Annotated in this window: 16 protein-coding genes; 8 read left to right on the top strand and 8 right to left on the bottom strand. The window is 73.6% G+C overall.

From position 1 onward, the window contains the following. Positions 1-169 precede the first annotated feature (169 nt). From ACH414_RS02370 to ACH414_RS02355, 4 genes are all read left to right on the top strand, one after another. Complete coding sequence (locus ACH414_RS02370) at positions 170-889, top strand: hypothetical protein (protein WP_382534635.1); 720 nt, start codon at positions 170-172, stop codon at positions 887-889. Positions 890-1,043: 154 nt separating this feature from the next. Further along, entirely contained in the window at positions 1,044-1,742 is a 699-nt protein-coding gene (locus ACH414_RS02365) for a sigma-70 family RNA polymerase sigma factor (protein ID WP_398940597.1), read from the top strand. Positions 1,743-1,955: 213 nt separating this feature from the next. Further along, positions 1,956-2,414: a DUF6325 family protein gene (locus tag ACH414_RS02360; protein WP_382534631.1), complete on the top strand. Its 459-nt coding sequence runs from the start codon at positions 1,956-1,958 to the stop codon at positions 2,412-2,414. A 31-nt stretch (positions 2,415-2,445) separates the two neighbouring features. Next, positions 2,446-2,739: an SHOCT domain-containing protein gene (locus ACH414_RS02355; RefSeq protein ID WP_386562118.1), complete on the top strand. Its 294-nt coding sequence runs from the start codon at positions 2,446-2,448 to the stop codon at positions 2,737-2,739. Between the two features lie 162 nt (positions 2,740-2,901). Here the strand turns inward: ACH414_RS02355 and ACH414_RS02350 are convergent, their stop codons facing one another. Beyond that, the gene (locus ACH414_RS02350) at positions 2,902-3,243 is read right to left on the bottom strand and encodes a HopJ type III effector protein (protein WP_382534628.1); all 342 of its coding nucleotides are present in this window, start codon (positions 3,241-3,243) and stop codon (positions 2,902-2,904) included. Between the two features lie 193 nt (positions 3,244-3,436). Here ACH414_RS02350 and ACH414_RS02345 point away from each other — a divergent pair, with 193 nt between their 5' ends. Beyond that, positions 3,437-5,296 (top strand): cellulase family glycosylhydrolase, encoded by a 1,860-nt coding sequence (locus ACH414_RS02345; RefSeq protein WP_398940596.1) that lies wholly within the window; start codon positions 3,437-3,439, stop codon positions 5,294-5,296. A 52-nt stretch (positions 5,297-5,348) separates the two neighbouring features. Here ACH414_RS02345 and xdhC read toward each other — a convergent pair whose 3' ends face one another. From xdhC to ACH414_RS02315, 6 genes are all read right to left on the bottom strand, one after another. Next, complete coding sequence (xdhC, locus tag ACH414_RS02340; RefSeq protein WP_386562113.1) at positions 5,349-6,158, bottom strand: xanthine dehydrogenase accessory protein XdhC; 810 nt, start codon at positions 6,156-6,158, stop codon at positions 5,349-5,351. Continuing rightward, the gene (gene xdhB / locus ACH414_RS02335; RefSeq protein ID WP_382534623.1) at positions 6,155-8,521 is read right to left on the bottom strand and encodes a xanthine dehydrogenase molybdopterin binding subunit; all 2,367 of its coding nucleotides are present in this window, start codon (positions 8,519-8,521) and stop codon (positions 6,155-6,157) included. Before xdhB ends, xdhC begins: the two co-directional genes overlap by 4 nt. Next, positions 8,518-9,981: a xanthine dehydrogenase small subunit gene (locus tag ACH414_RS02330; protein WP_398940595.1), complete on the bottom strand. Its 1,464-nt coding sequence runs from the start codon at positions 9,979-9,981 to the stop codon at positions 8,518-8,520. The genes xdhB and ACH414_RS02330 overlap by 4 nt, the downstream gene beginning before the upstream one ends. A gap of 324 nt (positions 9,982-10,305) precedes the next feature. Then, entirely contained in the window at positions 10,306-10,836 is a 531-nt protein-coding gene (locus ACH414_RS02325; protein WP_382534619.1) for a DUF2267 domain-containing protein, read from the bottom strand. A 79-nt stretch (positions 10,837-10,915) separates the two neighbouring features. Then, positions 10,916-11,314 carry a DUF2267 domain-containing protein gene (locus tag ACH414_RS02320; protein ID WP_382534617.1) on the bottom strand — a complete coding sequence of 133 codons (399 nt, stop codon included), beginning with the start codon at positions 11,312-11,314 and terminating at the stop codon, positions 10,916-10,918. A 100-nt stretch (positions 11,315-11,414) separates the two neighbouring features. Continuing rightward, positions 11,415-11,849, bottom strand: coding sequence for an Hsp20/alpha crystallin family protein (locus ACH414_RS02315; protein WP_382534615.1), 435 nt, complete (start codon positions 11,847-11,849; stop codon positions 11,415-11,417). A gap of 100 nt (positions 11,850-11,949) precedes the next feature. Here ACH414_RS02315 and ACH414_RS02310 point away from each other — a divergent pair, with 100 nt between their 5' ends. Together ACH414_RS02310 and ACH414_RS02305 are read left to right on the top strand one after the other, a co-directional pair. Next, the gene (locus ACH414_RS02310; RefSeq protein WP_382534613.1) at positions 11,950-12,618 is read left to right on the top strand and encodes a type III effector protein; all 669 of its coding nucleotides are present in this window, start codon (positions 11,950-11,952) and stop codon (positions 12,616-12,618) included. Between the two features lie 188 nt (positions 12,619-12,806). Further along, positions 12,807-14,129: a cytochrome P450 gene (locus ACH414_RS02305; protein ID WP_398940594.1), complete on the top strand. Its 1,323-nt coding sequence runs from the start codon at positions 12,807-12,809 to the stop codon at positions 14,127-14,129. A 4-nt stretch (positions 14,130-14,133) separates the two neighbouring features. Here the strand turns inward: ACH414_RS02305 and ACH414_RS02300 are convergent, their stop codons facing one another. Then, entirely contained in the window at positions 14,134-14,703 is a 570-nt protein-coding gene (locus tag ACH414_RS02300) for a hemerythrin domain-containing protein (protein WP_382534609.1), read from the bottom strand. A gap of 222 nt (positions 14,704-14,925) precedes the next feature. Here ACH414_RS02300 and ACH414_RS02295 point away from each other — a divergent pair, with 222 nt between their 5' ends. After that, the gene (locus tag ACH414_RS02295; protein WP_382534607.1) at positions 14,926-15,867 is read left to right on the top strand and encodes a hypothetical protein; all 942 of its coding nucleotides are present in this window, start codon (positions 14,926-14,928) and stop codon (positions 15,865-15,867) included. Positions 15,868-15,930: the final 63 nt, after the last annotated feature.

Genomic DNA, 15,930 nt, shown 5'->3' with positions numbered 1-15,930 from the left:
GGATCGCCGCCGGCACGGAGAAGTCGTCGCGAACGGGCCGGAAGTTCCCGGGGCGTACTTGTGGGACGCGCCACGGTCGCGTACTCATGAGACGACAGGCCGAGGGGGCGGCTGTGCTTGCCGTACCCACCCTCATGCCTCCGGAAAGGGGTGCAAGGATGGGCGCGCCATGACACCAGGCCGATGTTCGCGAGGGGTGCGGGCCGCGTTGTTCGCGGCCGTCTGCGTGCTGCTCGCCGCCACCGGCCACGTCCTGATGTCGGGTCAGCACCTGTCGGGCCGGGCGCTCGGTCTCGCCTTCGCGGGGACGACCGTCGCCGCCTGGACCCTGGCAGGGCGCGAGCGCGACCTCCTCTCGGTCACGGCGGCGGCCGTGACCGTCCAGGGCCTGCTGCACGTGGCGTTCTCCTGGTACGAACAGGACAGCGCCGTGTCGTCGCCCCCCGTGCGGGTCGGGCGGGCAGAGGCGGGCAACGCCGCCGCGGCGCACGCCGGCATGGGGCACGGATCCATGGACCACATGTCCATGGCGCACGGGACCATGGGGCGGGACACCATGGGGCACGGCACCATGGACCTCGCGACCACCGCCCACGACATGACGGACATCTCCTCGTCCGTCGGCATGCTGTCCGCGCACCTTCTCGCCGCGCTCCTGAGCGGTCTGTGGATGGCGTACGGCGAACGGGCCGTCTTCCGCCTCCTGCGGGCGCTGCCCCTCGGGCTCTTCCGTCCCCTGCGACTCCTGCTCGCCGCCGTCGTCCCCGTGCCGGCGCGGGCTCCTCGCCTCCGGCGCTTCCGCGCCGGTGACGAGCGCGCTCCCCGGCGCCTCCTGCTCGCCCATTCGGTCGTCTCCCGGGGCCCGCCAGGGGTGGTCGCTGTCGTCTGACAGCCGGATCCCCGAGCCCGACGGCACGCGCCTCGCGCCCCCGTCGCTCGGGCACCGGTCCTGCCGCGCCGGCAGGCCGTGACCCCTCACCGGAGGGCGCCCCGATCCGCGGCGCGCCCGCCGGATTCCCCTTGCCTCGTAAGGACGTGTGGCGATGACTCCTGCCCATGACCCCCTTCCTCAGGGACCCACCAGAGCGTCCCGCTCGGCGCACGCGCCGGACGCCGACACCGACGCGGCGACCACCCGGCTCGCCCTGGCCGCCCGCGACGGCGACCCCGCCAAGGCCGATCTGTTCGTCCGGGCGCTGCACCGCGACGTGTGGCGGTACGTCGCGTACCTGAGTGCCGACCGCCAGGCGGCCGACGACCTCGCCCAGGAGGTCTTCCTCCGGGCGATCGCCGCGCTGCCCCGCTTCCAGGGGCGGTCCTCGGCCCGCACCTGGATCCTGTCGATCGCCCGGCGGACCGTGGTCGACAGCCTGCGGCACGCCGCCGCCCGCCCCCGGCTGTCCGACCGCGACGACTGGCAGACGGAGGCCGAGCACACCCAGCCGCTCGGGTTGCCCGGGTTCGAGGACGGGATCGTCCTCGCCGAGCTGATGGACTCCATACCCGCCGAACGACGCGACGCGTTCGTCCTGACCCAGCTCCTGGGCCTGCCCTACGCCGAGGCCGCCGAGGCCATCGGCTGCCCGGTCGGCACGGTCCGCTCCCGCGTCGCCCGCGCCCGGAGGTCCCTGGTCGCCCTGCTGCGCGGCGACGAGGAAGCGGCCCCGGCGACCGGCCCGACGGCACCCCGAGCCGCCGAGCCCGCCGGGCGACGGGGCGCGGCGGCACTCGCGCCGGTCTGACGTCCACAGCGGGCGGACGAGGGGCGGGGCCGCCTTCGCGGGGGCTCCCGCGCCTCCCGCGAAGGCGGCCCCGCCCCTCCCCGCACACGCAGGCCCGGCGTGGACGTGCGGGGCGCACCGGCCGGTGCTGGAATGGGGGCGGGACTGCGTCCGGCGCGACCGGCTCGTCCGACGCGACGCGGCCAGTCCATCCCAACTGCGTGTGGAGTGGTCATGAGCGATGAATTCGAGGACATGGGGCCGGTGGACTACCTGGTCATCGAGTTCCCCGGCAACCGCATGACGGGCAAGGGGCTGCCCCTTCTCCTCGATCTGGTCGACAGAGGGATCATCCGCATCCTCGACCTCTCGTTCGTCCGGAAGGACGCCGACGGCAGTGTCGTCGCCGTGGAGCTGCGGGACATCGACGCCGACGGCGAGCTCGACCTGACCGTGTTCGAGGGCTCGTCGTCGGGGCTCCTCGGTCAGGACGACCTCGACGAGGCGGGGACGGCCCTGGAGCCGGGGAACTCGGCAGGCATCCTCGTCTACGAGAACCTCTGGGCCGCGCCCCTCGCGCGGGAACTGCGGCGCGGCGGTGCGCAGCTCGTGGCCGGCGGGCGTATCCCCGTGCAGGCCCTGCTGGCCTCGCTGGACGCGGTGGAGGGAACGGACGGCAGCGCCGCCGCCTGACGCCGACGGACGACAACCAAGGAGGACCGACATGCCAGGACTTCTTCGCGGCGTGGCGCGCACCGCGGTGGTGGCCGGAACGGCGACCGCCGTCTCCAACAGGGTCTCGCGACGCCAGGCGGGCCGCTGGGCGCGACAGGAACCGGCACCGGAGCAGCAGTATGCCCCGCCGCCGCCACCCCCGCCGCCGCCCGCGGCCCCCGCCCCGGCCGACGACATGAGCAGCAAGATCGCCCAGCTCAAGGAACTCGGCGAGCTGAAGGAACAGGGTCTGCTGACCGAGGAGGAGTTCGCGGCCCAGAAGAGCAGACTCCTCGCCTCCTGACGCCTGCGGCGGGGCCCGCGGCGAGCCCGTGGCGAGCCCGCACCCGCCCGGACCGCGGGGCGCCTCATCCGGCGCCCCGCGGCTCTCACCTGCTCATCCGCGAGGGCGGGCGACGGCGCGACGGTCGAGCGGGCGCCGTAGGCGGCGGGGCGCCGCGGCCGCTCAGTTCGTGCGGGTCAGCGGCTGCCCCGCGAAGCTCACACCGGCCAGGCCGTGGGCCATGAGGTTGCGGATGTTGGCGTGGTCGGTGCCGTCCGGCGTCGCCAGCACACCGCGGTAGTGCTCGCCGAACGCCAGCAGCGCCTCTTCGTCGCTCAGCCCTTCCAGCAGGGCGAGCCCCAGCGTCTTGCAGGAGCCCTCGTTCTCGCCCGCGGCGTTCTCCAGGTCCCCGTTGCGGAACGCCTGCGGCCGATACGCGTAGTGCGCGGCGACGAAGGCCAGCGTGTCGGCGAACTCGTGCTCGCCGGACGCGAGGCTCGCACGCAGGGCGTGCAGATCAGTCATGTGGTTCCCCTGGGTTGCGCAGACGATCCGATCGCCGTCCGTGACCGCACGACGATACTCCCTCGTGGCAGGCCCGGCGGAATCGGGCGGCCGGCCGTGCCGGGGTCCCGATCCACCGGCTTCGCCGGCCCGTCCGCCGCGTGCGGCGACCCGGGTATTGACGGCCCGTCAGTTCTTGCGGACAGTGGCGCACATGGCTACCCGTCGACGGACCGTCGTGCTCGCGGTCCTGGCCTCCAGCGTGCTGTGCCTGCTGCCGTCGTTCCCGGGCGCCGCTGCCGCGCGCGGCACCGAGCCCGTCCCGTACGACGCCCGTGCGACCGAGGTGACGGTCGACGGGACCCGGTTCGTGGACGGCTACGGGCGCGAGGTCGTGCTGCGGGGCTTCAACGTGTCGGGCGGGACCAAGCTCGCCGAACACGGGGGGCTGCCGTTCGCCGGTGTCGAGGACGCCCGCAAGGCGGCGCGGGCGCTGCGTGAGCGGGGCGGGGCCAACTCGGTGCGTTTCCTGCTCTCCTGGGCGGCGGCCGAGCCGGCGCGGGGAACGGTCGACGAGGCGTATCTGGCCGCGGCGACGGCGCAGATCCGCGAGTTCCTGGCCGTGGGACTGCGGGTGTACCCCGACTTCCACCAGGACCTGTTCTCCCGCCACCTCTTCGACGCCGACAGCTGGTACCAGGGCGACGGGGCGCCGCGCTGGGTCGTCGAGGCGGGCGGCTACCCGCGCGAGTTCTGCGGGATCTGCGCCCACTGGGGGCAGAACATCACCCAGAACCAGACGGTCAAGGACGCCATGCGGGACTTCTGGACCAACCGCAACGGCGTCCAGGACGCCTTCCTCGACACGGCCCAGGCCACCATGGCGTACCTCGCCGGCCATCTGGATCCGTCCGAGTTCGCGGGTGTCGTCGGCTTCGACCCGTACAACGAGCCCTACGCGGGGCAGTACGCCGGCGGCCAGGACGGCGCCGGCTGGGAGCGGGAGCTGCTCTGGCCGTTCTACGAGCGGTTCCGCGCCCGGATGGACGCGGCGGGCTGGCAGGACAAGCCGGCCCTGGTCGAGCCGAACATGTTCTGGAACTCCAACCTGTCCTTCATGAAGCAGCCGGGCGGGCTGGCCGGCCTGGCCGCGCACGGGCCCCGCTACGTCTTCAACACGCACTTCTACGACCAGGCCCGGATGTCCGGGTTCTTCGACCTGACCAAGGCCCGGGACGGCGCCTACGCCGCGGACTTCGCCGCCGTGCGCGGGCGCTCGGCCGCGCTCGGCGCCCCGGCCGTGGTGAGCGAGTTCGGGCACCCGCTGACCGGCACCGCTTCGGACAAGGCTCCCTCCGTCCTCAAGGGCATGTACCAGGGGCTCGACAGCGGGCTCGGCGGGCGGGCCTGGTGGCAGGCTCCCGCCTCGGCCGGGCCCGTGCTGTCCGCGACGCAGTGGCAGTGGGACGTCCACAGCGGGCGCCACCAGGAGGCGATGAACGGCAACCCGCGGAAGATCCTCACCGAGGGCGACGCCTGGAACGGCGAGGACCTCTCGGCCGTGCGCCTCGACGCCGCCGGCAATCCCGTGCTCCGCCAGGACGCCCGGCTCCTCGACCGGCTCTACCCGACCGCCGTGGCCGGCCGCACCCTCGCCTTCCTGTACGAGGACCGTTCGCGGGACGCGGGCGGCACGCAGAACTGGAGCCCGGTCCCCGCCTCGCTGCCCGCCGTGGCGGGGCTCGTGGGCACGGAGCTGCCGTACGGCGTCCTGGTGTGGCGGGCCGACGGCGGCCGGGCGCCCACGGAGCTGCACCTCCCGGCCGGTTTCGACGCCGCTGCCACCACGGTCGTGTCCGACCTCGGCACGGTCACCGGGCCCGCCGCGGGCGCGCCGTTCGCCGTCGCGCCCGAACCCGGCGGGACCGCGGCCCGCCGGCTGCTGGTGTCCGGGGCGCCCGCGGGCCTCCACGTCGCCCTGGTGAGCGCCGCCCCGGCCACGGCCGAGCAGCGCGGCTCCGCTCAGCGGGAGCTCGTGCGGTGGCTGGCGGGGGCCGGGTTCGGGCAGGGCTGAAACCGCCGCTCGCCGCGCTGCCCGCCGCCGCGGACCCGGTGCGCGGCGGAGCTCACGGGCCTTCCGTCTCGAAGGTGCGCAGCAGGTCGGCGGCGACGCTCACGGCGATGGTCGCCGGTTCCTTGCCGGTGATGTCGGACAGGCCGATCGGGGTCTTGATCCGGTCGACCGCGGCCTCGTCGTGGCCGCCCTCCGTGAGGAGGCGCCCGCGGAAGCGCGCCCACTTGGCCGCCGATCCGATCAGACCGACGGAGCCGAGGTGGGGCGTGCGCAGGGCCGCGTCGCACAGGGCGGCGTCCTCGGCGTGGTCATGGGTCATGATCAGGACGTGGGTGCCGTGCGGCAGCTGTTCGAGGACCTCCTCGGGCAGCAGCGGCGTGTGGTGCACCCGTATCGCCGCGACCGCGTCCTCCAGGGCGGCGAGCCGCTCCTCCGCGAGGACGTCGGCGCGGCTGTCGACGAGGTGGAGGTCGAGGTCCTGGCGCGCCAGGATGCGCGCGAGTTCCAACCCGACGTGCCCGACGCCGAAGATCGCCACCGCCCGTGCCACCGGGAGGGGTTCGAGCAGTACGGAGACCGTCCCGCCGCAGCACTGGACGCCGTGGCGGTTGGTCACCTTGTCGTTGAGGGCGAAATCGAGCAGCTCGGGTTCGGGGGCGGACGCGGCGATCAGCTCCCGGGCGCGGTCGATGGCGACCGCCTCGACGTTGCCGCCGCCGATCGAGCCCCATGTCCCGGTGCGGCCCACGACGAGCTTCGCGCCGGCCTTGCGGGGGGCGTGGCCCCGTACGGTCGCGACGGTCACGAGCACGCCGGGCTCCCGGCGTGCCCGCAGCCGTGCGACCGCGGTGACCCAGGTCACGTCGGGCACTGCTCGGCGTTTCCGCCCCGGTCGGCGTCGCGTGCCGACCGGATCGCCCAGTACACCGCCTCCGGCGTGGCGGGCGAGGCGAGTTCCACGGCGACCCCCGGCGGCCCGAACGCCGCGGCGGCCTGCCGCAGCGCCTCGCGTACGGAGAACGCCAGCATCAGGGGAGGCTCGCCGACCGCCTTGGAACCGTAGACCGCGCCCTCCTCGGTGGCGTTCTCCAGGAGCCGGACGTGGAACTCCTCGGGCATCTCCGAGAAGCTGGGCAGCTTGTACGTGCTCGCCGCCTGGGTCAGCAGCCGGCCGCGGCCCGGCCCGTCACCGGTGTCCCAGCGCAGGTCTTCGAGCGTCAGCCAGCCCGCGCCCTGGACGAAGCCGCCTTCGACCTGGCCGACGTCGATCATCGGGGAGAGGCTGTCGCCGACGTCGTGCACGATGTCCACCCGCCGGATGCGGTACGCGCCGGTGAAGCCGTCCACCTCGACCTCGGCCGCCGCGGCGCCGTAGGAGAAGTACTTGAACGGCGATCCGCGGAAGGTCTTCGCGTCCCAGTGCAGGCCCTCGGTGCGGTAGAAGCCGGCCGCCGACAGCTGCACCCGCTGGAGGTACGCGGTGCGCACCAGGTCGTCCCAGGCGACCTCCCCGTCGGTGCCGAGGGCGCGCGCGACGCCTTCGACGATACGCACGTCCGAGGCGTTCGCTCCGAGCCGGGTGGCGGCCACCTGCGCCAGTCGCTCGCGCAGCTGTTCGCACGCGTTCTTGACCGCCGCGCCGTTCAGGTCCGCGCCGGCGCTGGCCGCGGTGGCGGAGGTGTTGGGGACCTTGTCGGTCCTGGTCGGAGCGAGGCGCACCTTGTGGAGCGGGATGCCCAGGGTGGTCGCGGCGACCTGCAGCATCTTGGTGTGCAGCCCCTGGCCCATCTCGGTGCCGCCGTGGTTGATCAGGACCGAGCCGTCCTTGTAGATCAGCACGAGCGCGCCGCCCTGGTTGAAGGCGGTGAGGTTGAACGAGATGCCGAACTTGATGCCGGTGACGGCGAGTCCGCGCTTGGTGTGCGGGTGCGCGGCGTTGAACGCGGCGATCTCCCGCCGGCGGTGCTCGACGTCGCCGTCGGCGTGGACCTGCCGCCAGACGGTGGTGATCCGCTCGGGGTGGGTGACCGGCTGTCCGTACGGTGTGGTCTGGCCCTGTCCGGGCCGGTAGAAGTTGCGTTCCCGCAGTTCCGTCGGGTCGAGGCCGAGCAGCGGCGCGCACCTGCCCATGATGTCCTCGATCACGAGCATGCCCTGGGGGCCGCCGAAGCCGCGGAAGGCGGTGTTGGAGACCTTGTGGGTCCTGGCGATGCGGCCGGCGACGCGCGCGTTCGGGATCCAGTAGGTGTTGTCGATGTGGCACAGCGCGCGGGCGACCACCGGCTCGGACAGGTCCAGGCTCCAGCCGCCGTCCGCGGTCAGGGTGGCGTCCAGGGCCTGGATGCGCCCGTCGGCGTCGAAGCCGATCCTCCACTCGGCGTGGAAGCCGTGGCGCTTGCCGGACATGGTCAGGTCCTGGGTCCGGGTGAGGCGGACCCGCACGGGGCGGCCGGTCAGCTTGGCGCCGAGCGCGGCGACGGCCGCGAAACCGTGCGGCTGCATCTCCTTGCCGCCGAAGCCGCCGCCCATGCGCAGGCACTGCACGGTGACCTCGTGGCTGGGGACACCGAGGACGTGCGCGACGATCTCCTGGGTCTCCGAGGGGTGCTGGGTGCTGCTCTGGACGAACATCTGCCCGTTCTCGTCGACCTGGGCGAGTGCCGCGTGCGTCTCGAGATAGAAGTGTTCCTGGTCGGAGAAGTCGAACTCGCCCGAGAAGACGTGCGCGGAGTCGGCGAAGCCGGCGTCGACGTCGCCGGTGACCATCACGGGGCGGGCGCCGTGGAAGCTCCCGGCCGCGATCGCGTCCCGCAGGGCGATGAGGGAGGGCTGTTCGTCGAGTTCCACCTCGACGGCCTGTGCGCCGACGCGCGCGGCCTCCAGGGTCTCGCCGAGCACCCAGGCGACCGCGTGGCCGTGGAACATGACCTCGTCGGGGAAGAGCGGTTCGTCGTGCTTCATCCCGGCGTCGTTGACTCCGGGAACGTCGGCGCCGGTCAGCACGCGGACCACGCCGGGGACGGCGAGCGCGGGTTCGGTGCGCAGGGCGGTGATCCTGCCGTGGGCCTTCATGACCTGGACCGGGTGGGCGTGCAGCACGTCCTTGGTGCGGTGCACGAGGTCGTCGGTGTAGAGGGCGGCGCCGGTGACGTGCAGGTGGGCGCTCTCGTGGGGCATCGAGACGCCGACGACGGGCTTCTCGGGGCGTTCGGACAGCCGGCTCATGACGACACCGCCTCGGTGGTTCGCACGTACAGCTTCCTCAGGCTCTGGCCGAGCATCTCGGCGCGGTAGGCGGCGCTGGCCCGGTGGTCGTCCATGGGGGTGCCCTCGGTGCGGAGCACCCGGGCCGCGGCTTCGACGGTCCGCTCCGTCCACGGCTCGCCCTCCAGGGCCGCCTCGGTCGCGTAGGCGCGGATCGGGGTGGCGGCCACGCCGCCCAGTCCGATGCGGGCCTTGCGGACGGTTCCGTCCGCGACGTCGAGCGCGAAGCCGACGGCCACGCTGGAGATGTCGTCGAAGCGCCGCTTGGCGATCTTGTGGAAGGCGGTGACCGGCGCCAGGGGCAGCGGGATGCGCACCGCGCGGATCAGCTCGCCGGGGCGGCGCACGCTCTGCCGGTATCCGGTGAAGTAGTCCGCCAGCGGGACCTCGCGCTCGCCGTCGGCGTCGGCGAGCACCACGGACGCGTCGAGCGCGAGCAGGGCCGGCGGGCTGTCGCCGATGGGGGATCCGGTCCCGAGGTTGCCGCCGAGGGTCGCGCCGTTGCGGATGAGCCGGGACGCGAACTGGGGGAACAGTTCGGCGAGGAGGGGAACGGAGCCGTCGAGGCGGCGTTCGATCTCGGTGAGCGTCAGCGCCGCCCCGATCTCGATGTGGGTGTCCGCGAAGCGCAGTTGACGCAGTTCGGGCAGCCGGTCGACGGCGATGACGCGATCGGCGCGCCGGGCACGGATGTTGACCTCGACGCCCCAGTCGGTGGAGCCGGCGACGATCACGGCGTCGGGGTGCTCGCGCAGCAGTCGCAGGGTCTCGTCCAGGGTCCTCCTGCGCAGGAACGTGCCGGCGTCGCGGGTGTACGTGGTGGCCACCGGTTCCGGCGGGGACTGCGCGCGGCGACGGGCCAGGGGGTCGTCATCGGCGGGCGTGCCGACGGCGAACGCGGCGTCGCGGATGGGGCGGTAGCCCGTGCAGCGGCAGAGGTTTCCGCTCAGCGCGTGGAGGTCGAAGCCGTTGGGGCCGTGCTCGGGTCCGGTGGCGTCGGCCGGTTCGGCGGGGGCCGAGCGGTCGGGGCGGTAGTACTCGGCGGCCATGCTGCAGACGAACCCCGGGGTGCAGTAGCCGCATTGGGATCCGCCGCGGACCGCCATCTCCTGCTGCACGGGGTGCAGCGTGGTCGGAGTGCCGGCGCCGTCGGTGGTGGCGAGGCCCTCGGAGGTGACGAGTTCCTGTCCGTCGAGCGCCGCGGCGGGCAGCAGGCAGGCGTTGACGGCCACCCAGTCGGTGGGCTCGTGCGTGCCCGGGCGGGCGACGAGGACGGCGCAGGCGCCGCACTCGCCCTCGGCGCAGCCCTCCTTGGTGCCGGTGAGGCCGCGTTCGCGCAGGAAGTCGAGCACCGTGGTGTGGGGGGCGGCCGGGGCGATCGGCAGTTCGCTCCCGTTGACCGTGATCCGTGGCTCCGTCACGACAGGCACTCGTTTCGGCGCACGGTCGACGGGGGCATCGTGTTCTTCATTTTTCGGGCAGCTTTCTGTCTGCGGAGGCGCCAGGTGGGGAGAGCGGGCGCAGGAAGGCGCACGGCGGCGATGTGCCGTGCAAAGAAAGGGAAAGACCGGGAAAACCCGCGCCGTGCCGCGGTAGGGCACGTGGAAGAGAAGGGGGCGCTCAGCAGCCGTGGGCGATGCGGCCCGGAACCCAGGCGGTGCACTCGGCGAGGCGACCGAGGTCAGAGTAGGTGAGCATCTGCTGGTCGCCTCCTTCCGGGTGCTACGGGTCGATGTGGACGCAAGTTAGTGGCTCGCGCCACGAGGGTCAAGAGGCCGGCTCGACCTCGGCCGGTCGACGGGCCCGCGGACCGTGCCGCCCGGGCGGGCGGGCAGGAGTTCGGCCTTGCCGAAGAGGAGGGCGTAGCCGGGGGGCAGCTGACGGATCATGCGGTCGGTGAGGTCGGGACCGGCCAGCCGGGCGATCGGGGCGAGGACCGCGCCGACGTCCCAGCGGGTGGTGGCCGGGCTCCTGCCGGTGCGCTGGGCGAGGTCCTTGACGAACTCCCAGCCCGTGAGCGGCGTGGTGGCGGGGATCTGCGCGGTGAGGTCCATGGCCGCTTCGAACGGCAGCAGGGCGGCGAGCTCGACGCGTTCGTCGCCGACGAGCTGGCGTCCCAGCGCCCCGAGTACGGAGCGGACGGCGTGCTCGGCGCGCTCGCGGGTCGGGTAGGCGCCCTCGTAACGGACGCGTTCGAGTAGGCCGTCGAAGGAGGCACCGCTCCGGTCGGTCGCGGACCGGACGGCCGGGGTCGGGAGGTCGGTCTGGAGGGTCATGGCGGTACGGGTGGCCGTTCTCTTCGGGCCCGGCCTCACGGCCGGGCGGGGCGAACAGATGTCGACGGGAGGGCCGGGCTCAACGTGGGAGGTGCGGCCGGCCGAAGAGGAGGTCGTATCCGGGAGGGAGTTGCAGGAGCATCTGGGCGGTGAGTTCCTCGCCGGCCGCGTCGGCGGCGACGCTGAGCACGGCGCTGACGTCCCAGGCCGCAGTCCGTTCGGTGGCTCCCTCGATCCAGGCGGCCGTCGCGCGTACGAAGCGTTCCGGCGAGAGCGGTTCGGCGGCCTGGAGCGGGTTGAGCAGGACGACGGCGAAGGTCTCCGGGAGGCGGGCGGCGAGCGAGGCCCGTACGTCGCCGACCAGGTGGGCGCCGAGCAGCGCCAGGACGACCCGGGCTGCCCGTTCGGCCTCCTGCGGCGTGTCGTAGTCGCCTCGTTCCTGCACCTGGTCGAGGAACGTCTGCCATCGCAGTCTCATCGAGACCCCCTACGTGCGCGAGGTAGCCGGGGTGCCGGGAGCGGAGGGGAACAGAGGGGGGGGAGGCTGTCGCCCTCCGCTCCCGGTCTGGGGGGGTGGCTCAGCCGCTGATCTGCTTGCGGTCGTCGCCCCTGCTGATGGCGATCTTCCGGGGCTTGGCGCGCTCGGCGATCGGAATGCGCAGGGTGAGCACGCCCGCGGTGTAGTCAGCGGTGATCTTCTCGGTGTCGAGCGTGTCGGCCAGCATCAGCTGGCGGGAGAAGACGCCGAGCGGCCTCTCGGACAGCTCCATCTGGACGTCGTCGGCCTTCTGCACCGGCCGGCGCTCGGCCTTCACCGTCAGCATGTTCCGCTCGACGTCGATGTCGATCGCGTCCGGGGAGACACCGGGGAGATCCATCATGATCACGTAGTCGTCGCCCTCGCGGTAGGCGTCCATCGGGACGGCCGCGGGACGTGACCAGGTGCCGGTCGAACCCAGCATCTGCTGCGTGAGGCGATCGAGCTCACGGAACGGGTCGGTGCGCATCAACATGGGGAAACACCTCCATCGAATCCGGCAGTGATTGCCAATGCGCGTCATCTGACACCGTTGTAACATGTCAACGGATGGACGACAACTCCACCGTCAACGGATGGACGACAAATCGAAGGATGACGACGTGACCCAAGGCGACACCGTCACGTTCCGCGCGGCCGTGGCGGCACTCGCCGCCATCGAGGAGACGGTCCGAGCGGCCCGGTCCGCGCCCGCCCCGGCCGCGGCTCCGCGGGCCTCCTCCGAGGAGGCGCTCGCCGCGCTCCTGCTCCTGCGCGAGCTGCGCGAGCAGCTGGCCGACTGGGAGCCCGGCCTCATCGAGGCCGCCCGGGAGGCGGGCGCCAGCTGGGCCGAACTGGCCCCACCCCTCGGCGTCACCAGCCGGCAGGCCGCGGAGCGCCGCTATCTGCGCGTACGTCCGGGCCGCCCCGGCGCCACGGGAGAGCAGCGCGTCCAGGCCACCCGCGACCGTCGCGCCGCCGACCGCAGCGTGACGAGCTGGGCCCGCGACAACGCCGCCGACCTGCGGCAGCTCGCCGGACAGATCACGGCCCTCGACGCGCTGCCGGCCGCCCTGAGGCACGAGCTCAGCCAGGCCCTCGCCGCCGACGACCCCGCGGGCCTGCTCGAACCGCTCGCCCGCACCCGCACCGCCCGTCCCCCGCTTCCCCCCGACCTCGCCGGCCGCGTCGACACCCTCGCCCGCCGGACCACGGACGTTCGCAACGAGAGCGACCAGCGCCGTTCCGGCACGCCCCAGGCCTGACGGGCGACGGGCCGTCACCGGGCGCCGGCCCGTCAGCGAGATGGCGGCTCCGGCACGTGCGGCCCTCCCACCTGCGCCTTCGCCCCCGCGTACGCCCCCGGCCGCGCCCTCGCCGCCGCCCTCGGCTTCAGGGAGTGACGCCGGGCACATCCGGCGAAGACGGCTCTTCGGCGTGTTAACTTCCGGCCGTGACTTCCCCGGCCCTGGAGGCGTTCCCACCCGACACCGCGGCAATCCCGGGCAGCGCGGCGGCGTGCCCGGCGCCTCCCGGGGTCCCGGACCCGCTCGGGCTGCTCGACGTGTTCGGGGAGGACTTCGTCCGGGAACCGCACCCCTGGCTCGAGCTGCTGCGGACCGAGTCCCCCGTCCACCACGACCCCGGCACGGGGCTGTGGCTGGTCAGCCGACACGAGGACATACGACGGGTCCTGCTGGAACCGGAGGACTTCCTGCCGGACAACGCCCAGCACGCCGTCACCCCGCTGCCCGTCTCCGTGCTCAGGATCCTCGCCCGCGCCGGCTTCACGCTTCCGCCCGCGCTCGCCAACAACGGCACCGAGAGCCACGCGGGACTGCGCCGCCTGGTCACCCGCTTCTTCCACGCGCGGCGCGTCGAAGAGGCCGTGCCGGTGATCGAGCGGACCGCCGAAGAGCTCCTCGCCCGGGCGCGGACCCCGCTCGACACCGCCGGCTCCTGCGACCTGTTCGCCTCGTACGCGCAGATCCTTCCGTGCCGGGTCCTGATGGAGCTGCTCGGCATCGAGGGCATCGAACCGGCGACCCTGATCCGCTGGAGCGACGCCTCGCTGGAGCTGTTCTACGGCAGGCCCTCGCCGGAGCGGCAGCCCGAGCTGGCCGCACTCGTCGGGGACTTCCACCGGTGGCTGACCGCGACCGTCCGCGGCGGCGCCGTTCCCGAGGACTCCTTCATCGGGGCGCTCCGCCGCCATCGGCTGCCCGGCGGCGAACCGCTGGACGTCCGGACGGCCGTCGCCGCCTGCTTCTTCGTCTTCATCGCCGGCCAGTCCACCACCGGACAGCTCATCGCCACGGTGCTGCGCCGGGTGTCCACGGAGCCGGGCCTGTGGGTGCGGGCGGGCGCGGAGCCCGGCCTCGCCGAGGCATGGGTGGAGGAGGTCCTGCGCCGGGAGCCTCCGGTCACGACGTGGCGCCGGGTCACCGCCCGGGACCTGTCGCTGGGCGGGGTGCGCCTGCCGGCCGGGGCCCCGCTGCTCCTCATGCTGATTGGCAGCGGGTCCGATCCGGAGGTGTTCCCCGAGCCGGCGACGATGTGCCCCCACCGGCCCAACATCCGCCACCACCTGGCCTTCGGTGCCGGCCGGCACCGGTGCCCGGGCGCGTCCCTGGCCCGCACGGAGGCGGCGGTGGCCCTGCGGGTCGCGGCCCGTGCCCTCCCCGGCCTCCGCCCGGCCGCCGGACCGACGGAGCCCCCCATGCTGGGGCTGCTGTCGTTCCGGGCGCCGCTGGAAGTTCCCGTGTCGGTGGCGTAGGCGGTCAGCCCCGCATGGCGTCCCTGGCGCGGTCGAGGAGCGCCGCGAAGGGGCCCATCGTCCACTGGGCGACCGTCGAACCGGCGGCCGTGGGATGCGGGTGGGTCGGAGCCATCCGTTCGGCGGCCCGCAGCCTGCGGCCCATCGAACGGCGCTCGTCGATGTCGCACGCCTCGCGGATCCGCGGGAACTCCTCCCGCTCCTCGTGCTGCGCGTGGTGCTCGACGGCCCGCTGGAACTCCGCCAGCTTCGCGTCGAACTCGGCGCTGTGCACGTCGAGGTCCTCCAGCGCGGCCAGCTCCTTGTTGGCCTCGGCCTCCTCCTCGTTGCGGGCTTCCGCCTCGTCCTTGCCCGCGACCCGCTTGGCCACGGGGCGCAGGATCATCTCCTCGGCGGTCTCGTGCACGGCGAGCAGCCCGCGCAGCTCGTCGAAGCACTGCTTCTTGGCCTCACCTTCGGATTCCATGGTCTCGGCGAAGAGCTGCCGGATGCGCTCGTGCTGCTCCAGCAGCTGTTCCAGGATGTCGTCGTCCCGCTCGACCGTGTGCTGCGGGCCGGTCGTCATGCTGCTCATGGCCTCTCCTTGGCATCGGGGTGATTCGGTACTCGTCTCCGCGTCTCGCCCACGACGGCGGAGCCAAACCCCCGCTCGCTGCCTGCGCGCAGGGCGTGCCCGGGTGACCCCCGGATCCGGCACGTCGCGGGCCGGAGGCAACGCGGGCGCCCTCAGGGACGTCTGGCAAGCGGAGACGAAAGGGGCGGACCACCGCCCGACCGTGTGAAAGGGAGCCATCCGGTGCTCATAGGACTGCTGACCGCCGTCGCCGCCTCGATCTGCTACGGCACGGGATCCGTGCTGCAGGCCGTCGGCTCCCGCAGGTCGGCCCGGCTCCAGGCGGTCACCGCCGGACAGCTCACCCAGCACGGCGGACCCAGCCTGTCGTCGACCGCCAAGGCGGCGATGACCTGGGAGTTCATCGTCGGCACCGGGCTGGACTTCGTCGGCTTCGGCCTCGGCGCGCTCGCCGCCCGGATGCTCCCGCTGTTCCTCTCCCAGACCGTGATCAGTGCCAATCTGGTCATCACGGCCGTCCTCAGCGTGAAGCTGCTCGGCATCCGGCTGACGCGCGCCGAGTGGGCCTCCATCGGAGTGGTCTGTTCGGCGCTGGTGCTGCTGGCGAGCGCGGCCGGCCCCGAGGGCAGCGGGCACACCCCGATCTCGACGCACTGGTGGCTGCTCGGGGTCTCGCTGCTGCTGATGGCCGGCGGCACCGTCCTCGTGCGGGTGCTCGGCGCCCGGGCGGCGATCCTCGCGGGCCTGCTGTCGGGCCTCGGCTTCGGCGCGCTCGGGGTCGGGGTGCGCGTCCTGAACGGCGTCGATCCCCTGGCACCGGGTGCGCTCCTGGCGGATCCGGCGCTGTACGCGATCCTGGTCGCCGGTGTCGGCGGGATGTATCTGCACACGGTCGCGCTGCAGCTCGGCTCGGTGAACGGGGCGACGGCGGCGCTCGTGGTCGGCGAGACCGTGCTGCCGGGGGCGATCGGCGTGTGGTGGCTGGGTGACGCCTCCCGTCCGGGCTTCGCCTGGGCGGCCGTCCTCGGCTTCGTACTGGCGGTCGCGGGCGCGGTGGCGGTGGCGTGGTTCGGGGCCGCGGAGGGCCACGGGGCGGAAGCCGAGAGCCTGCCGGAGCAGCCGGGTGAGCCCGGCCGCCTCGGTGACTCCGAGCTCCTGGTGTAGGGCCGCGGCACCCGCCCGGCAGGGGCCGAGCGCCGCGCACGGCGGCGGATTCGGCCCCTGCGG

The organism is Streptomyces sp. NPDC020422, assembly GCF_044386705.1.
GTDB lineage: Bacteria > Actinomycetota > Actinomycetes > Streptomycetales > Streptomycetaceae > Streptomyces.
This window is presented reverse-complemented; position numbering and strand designations above follow the sequence as displayed.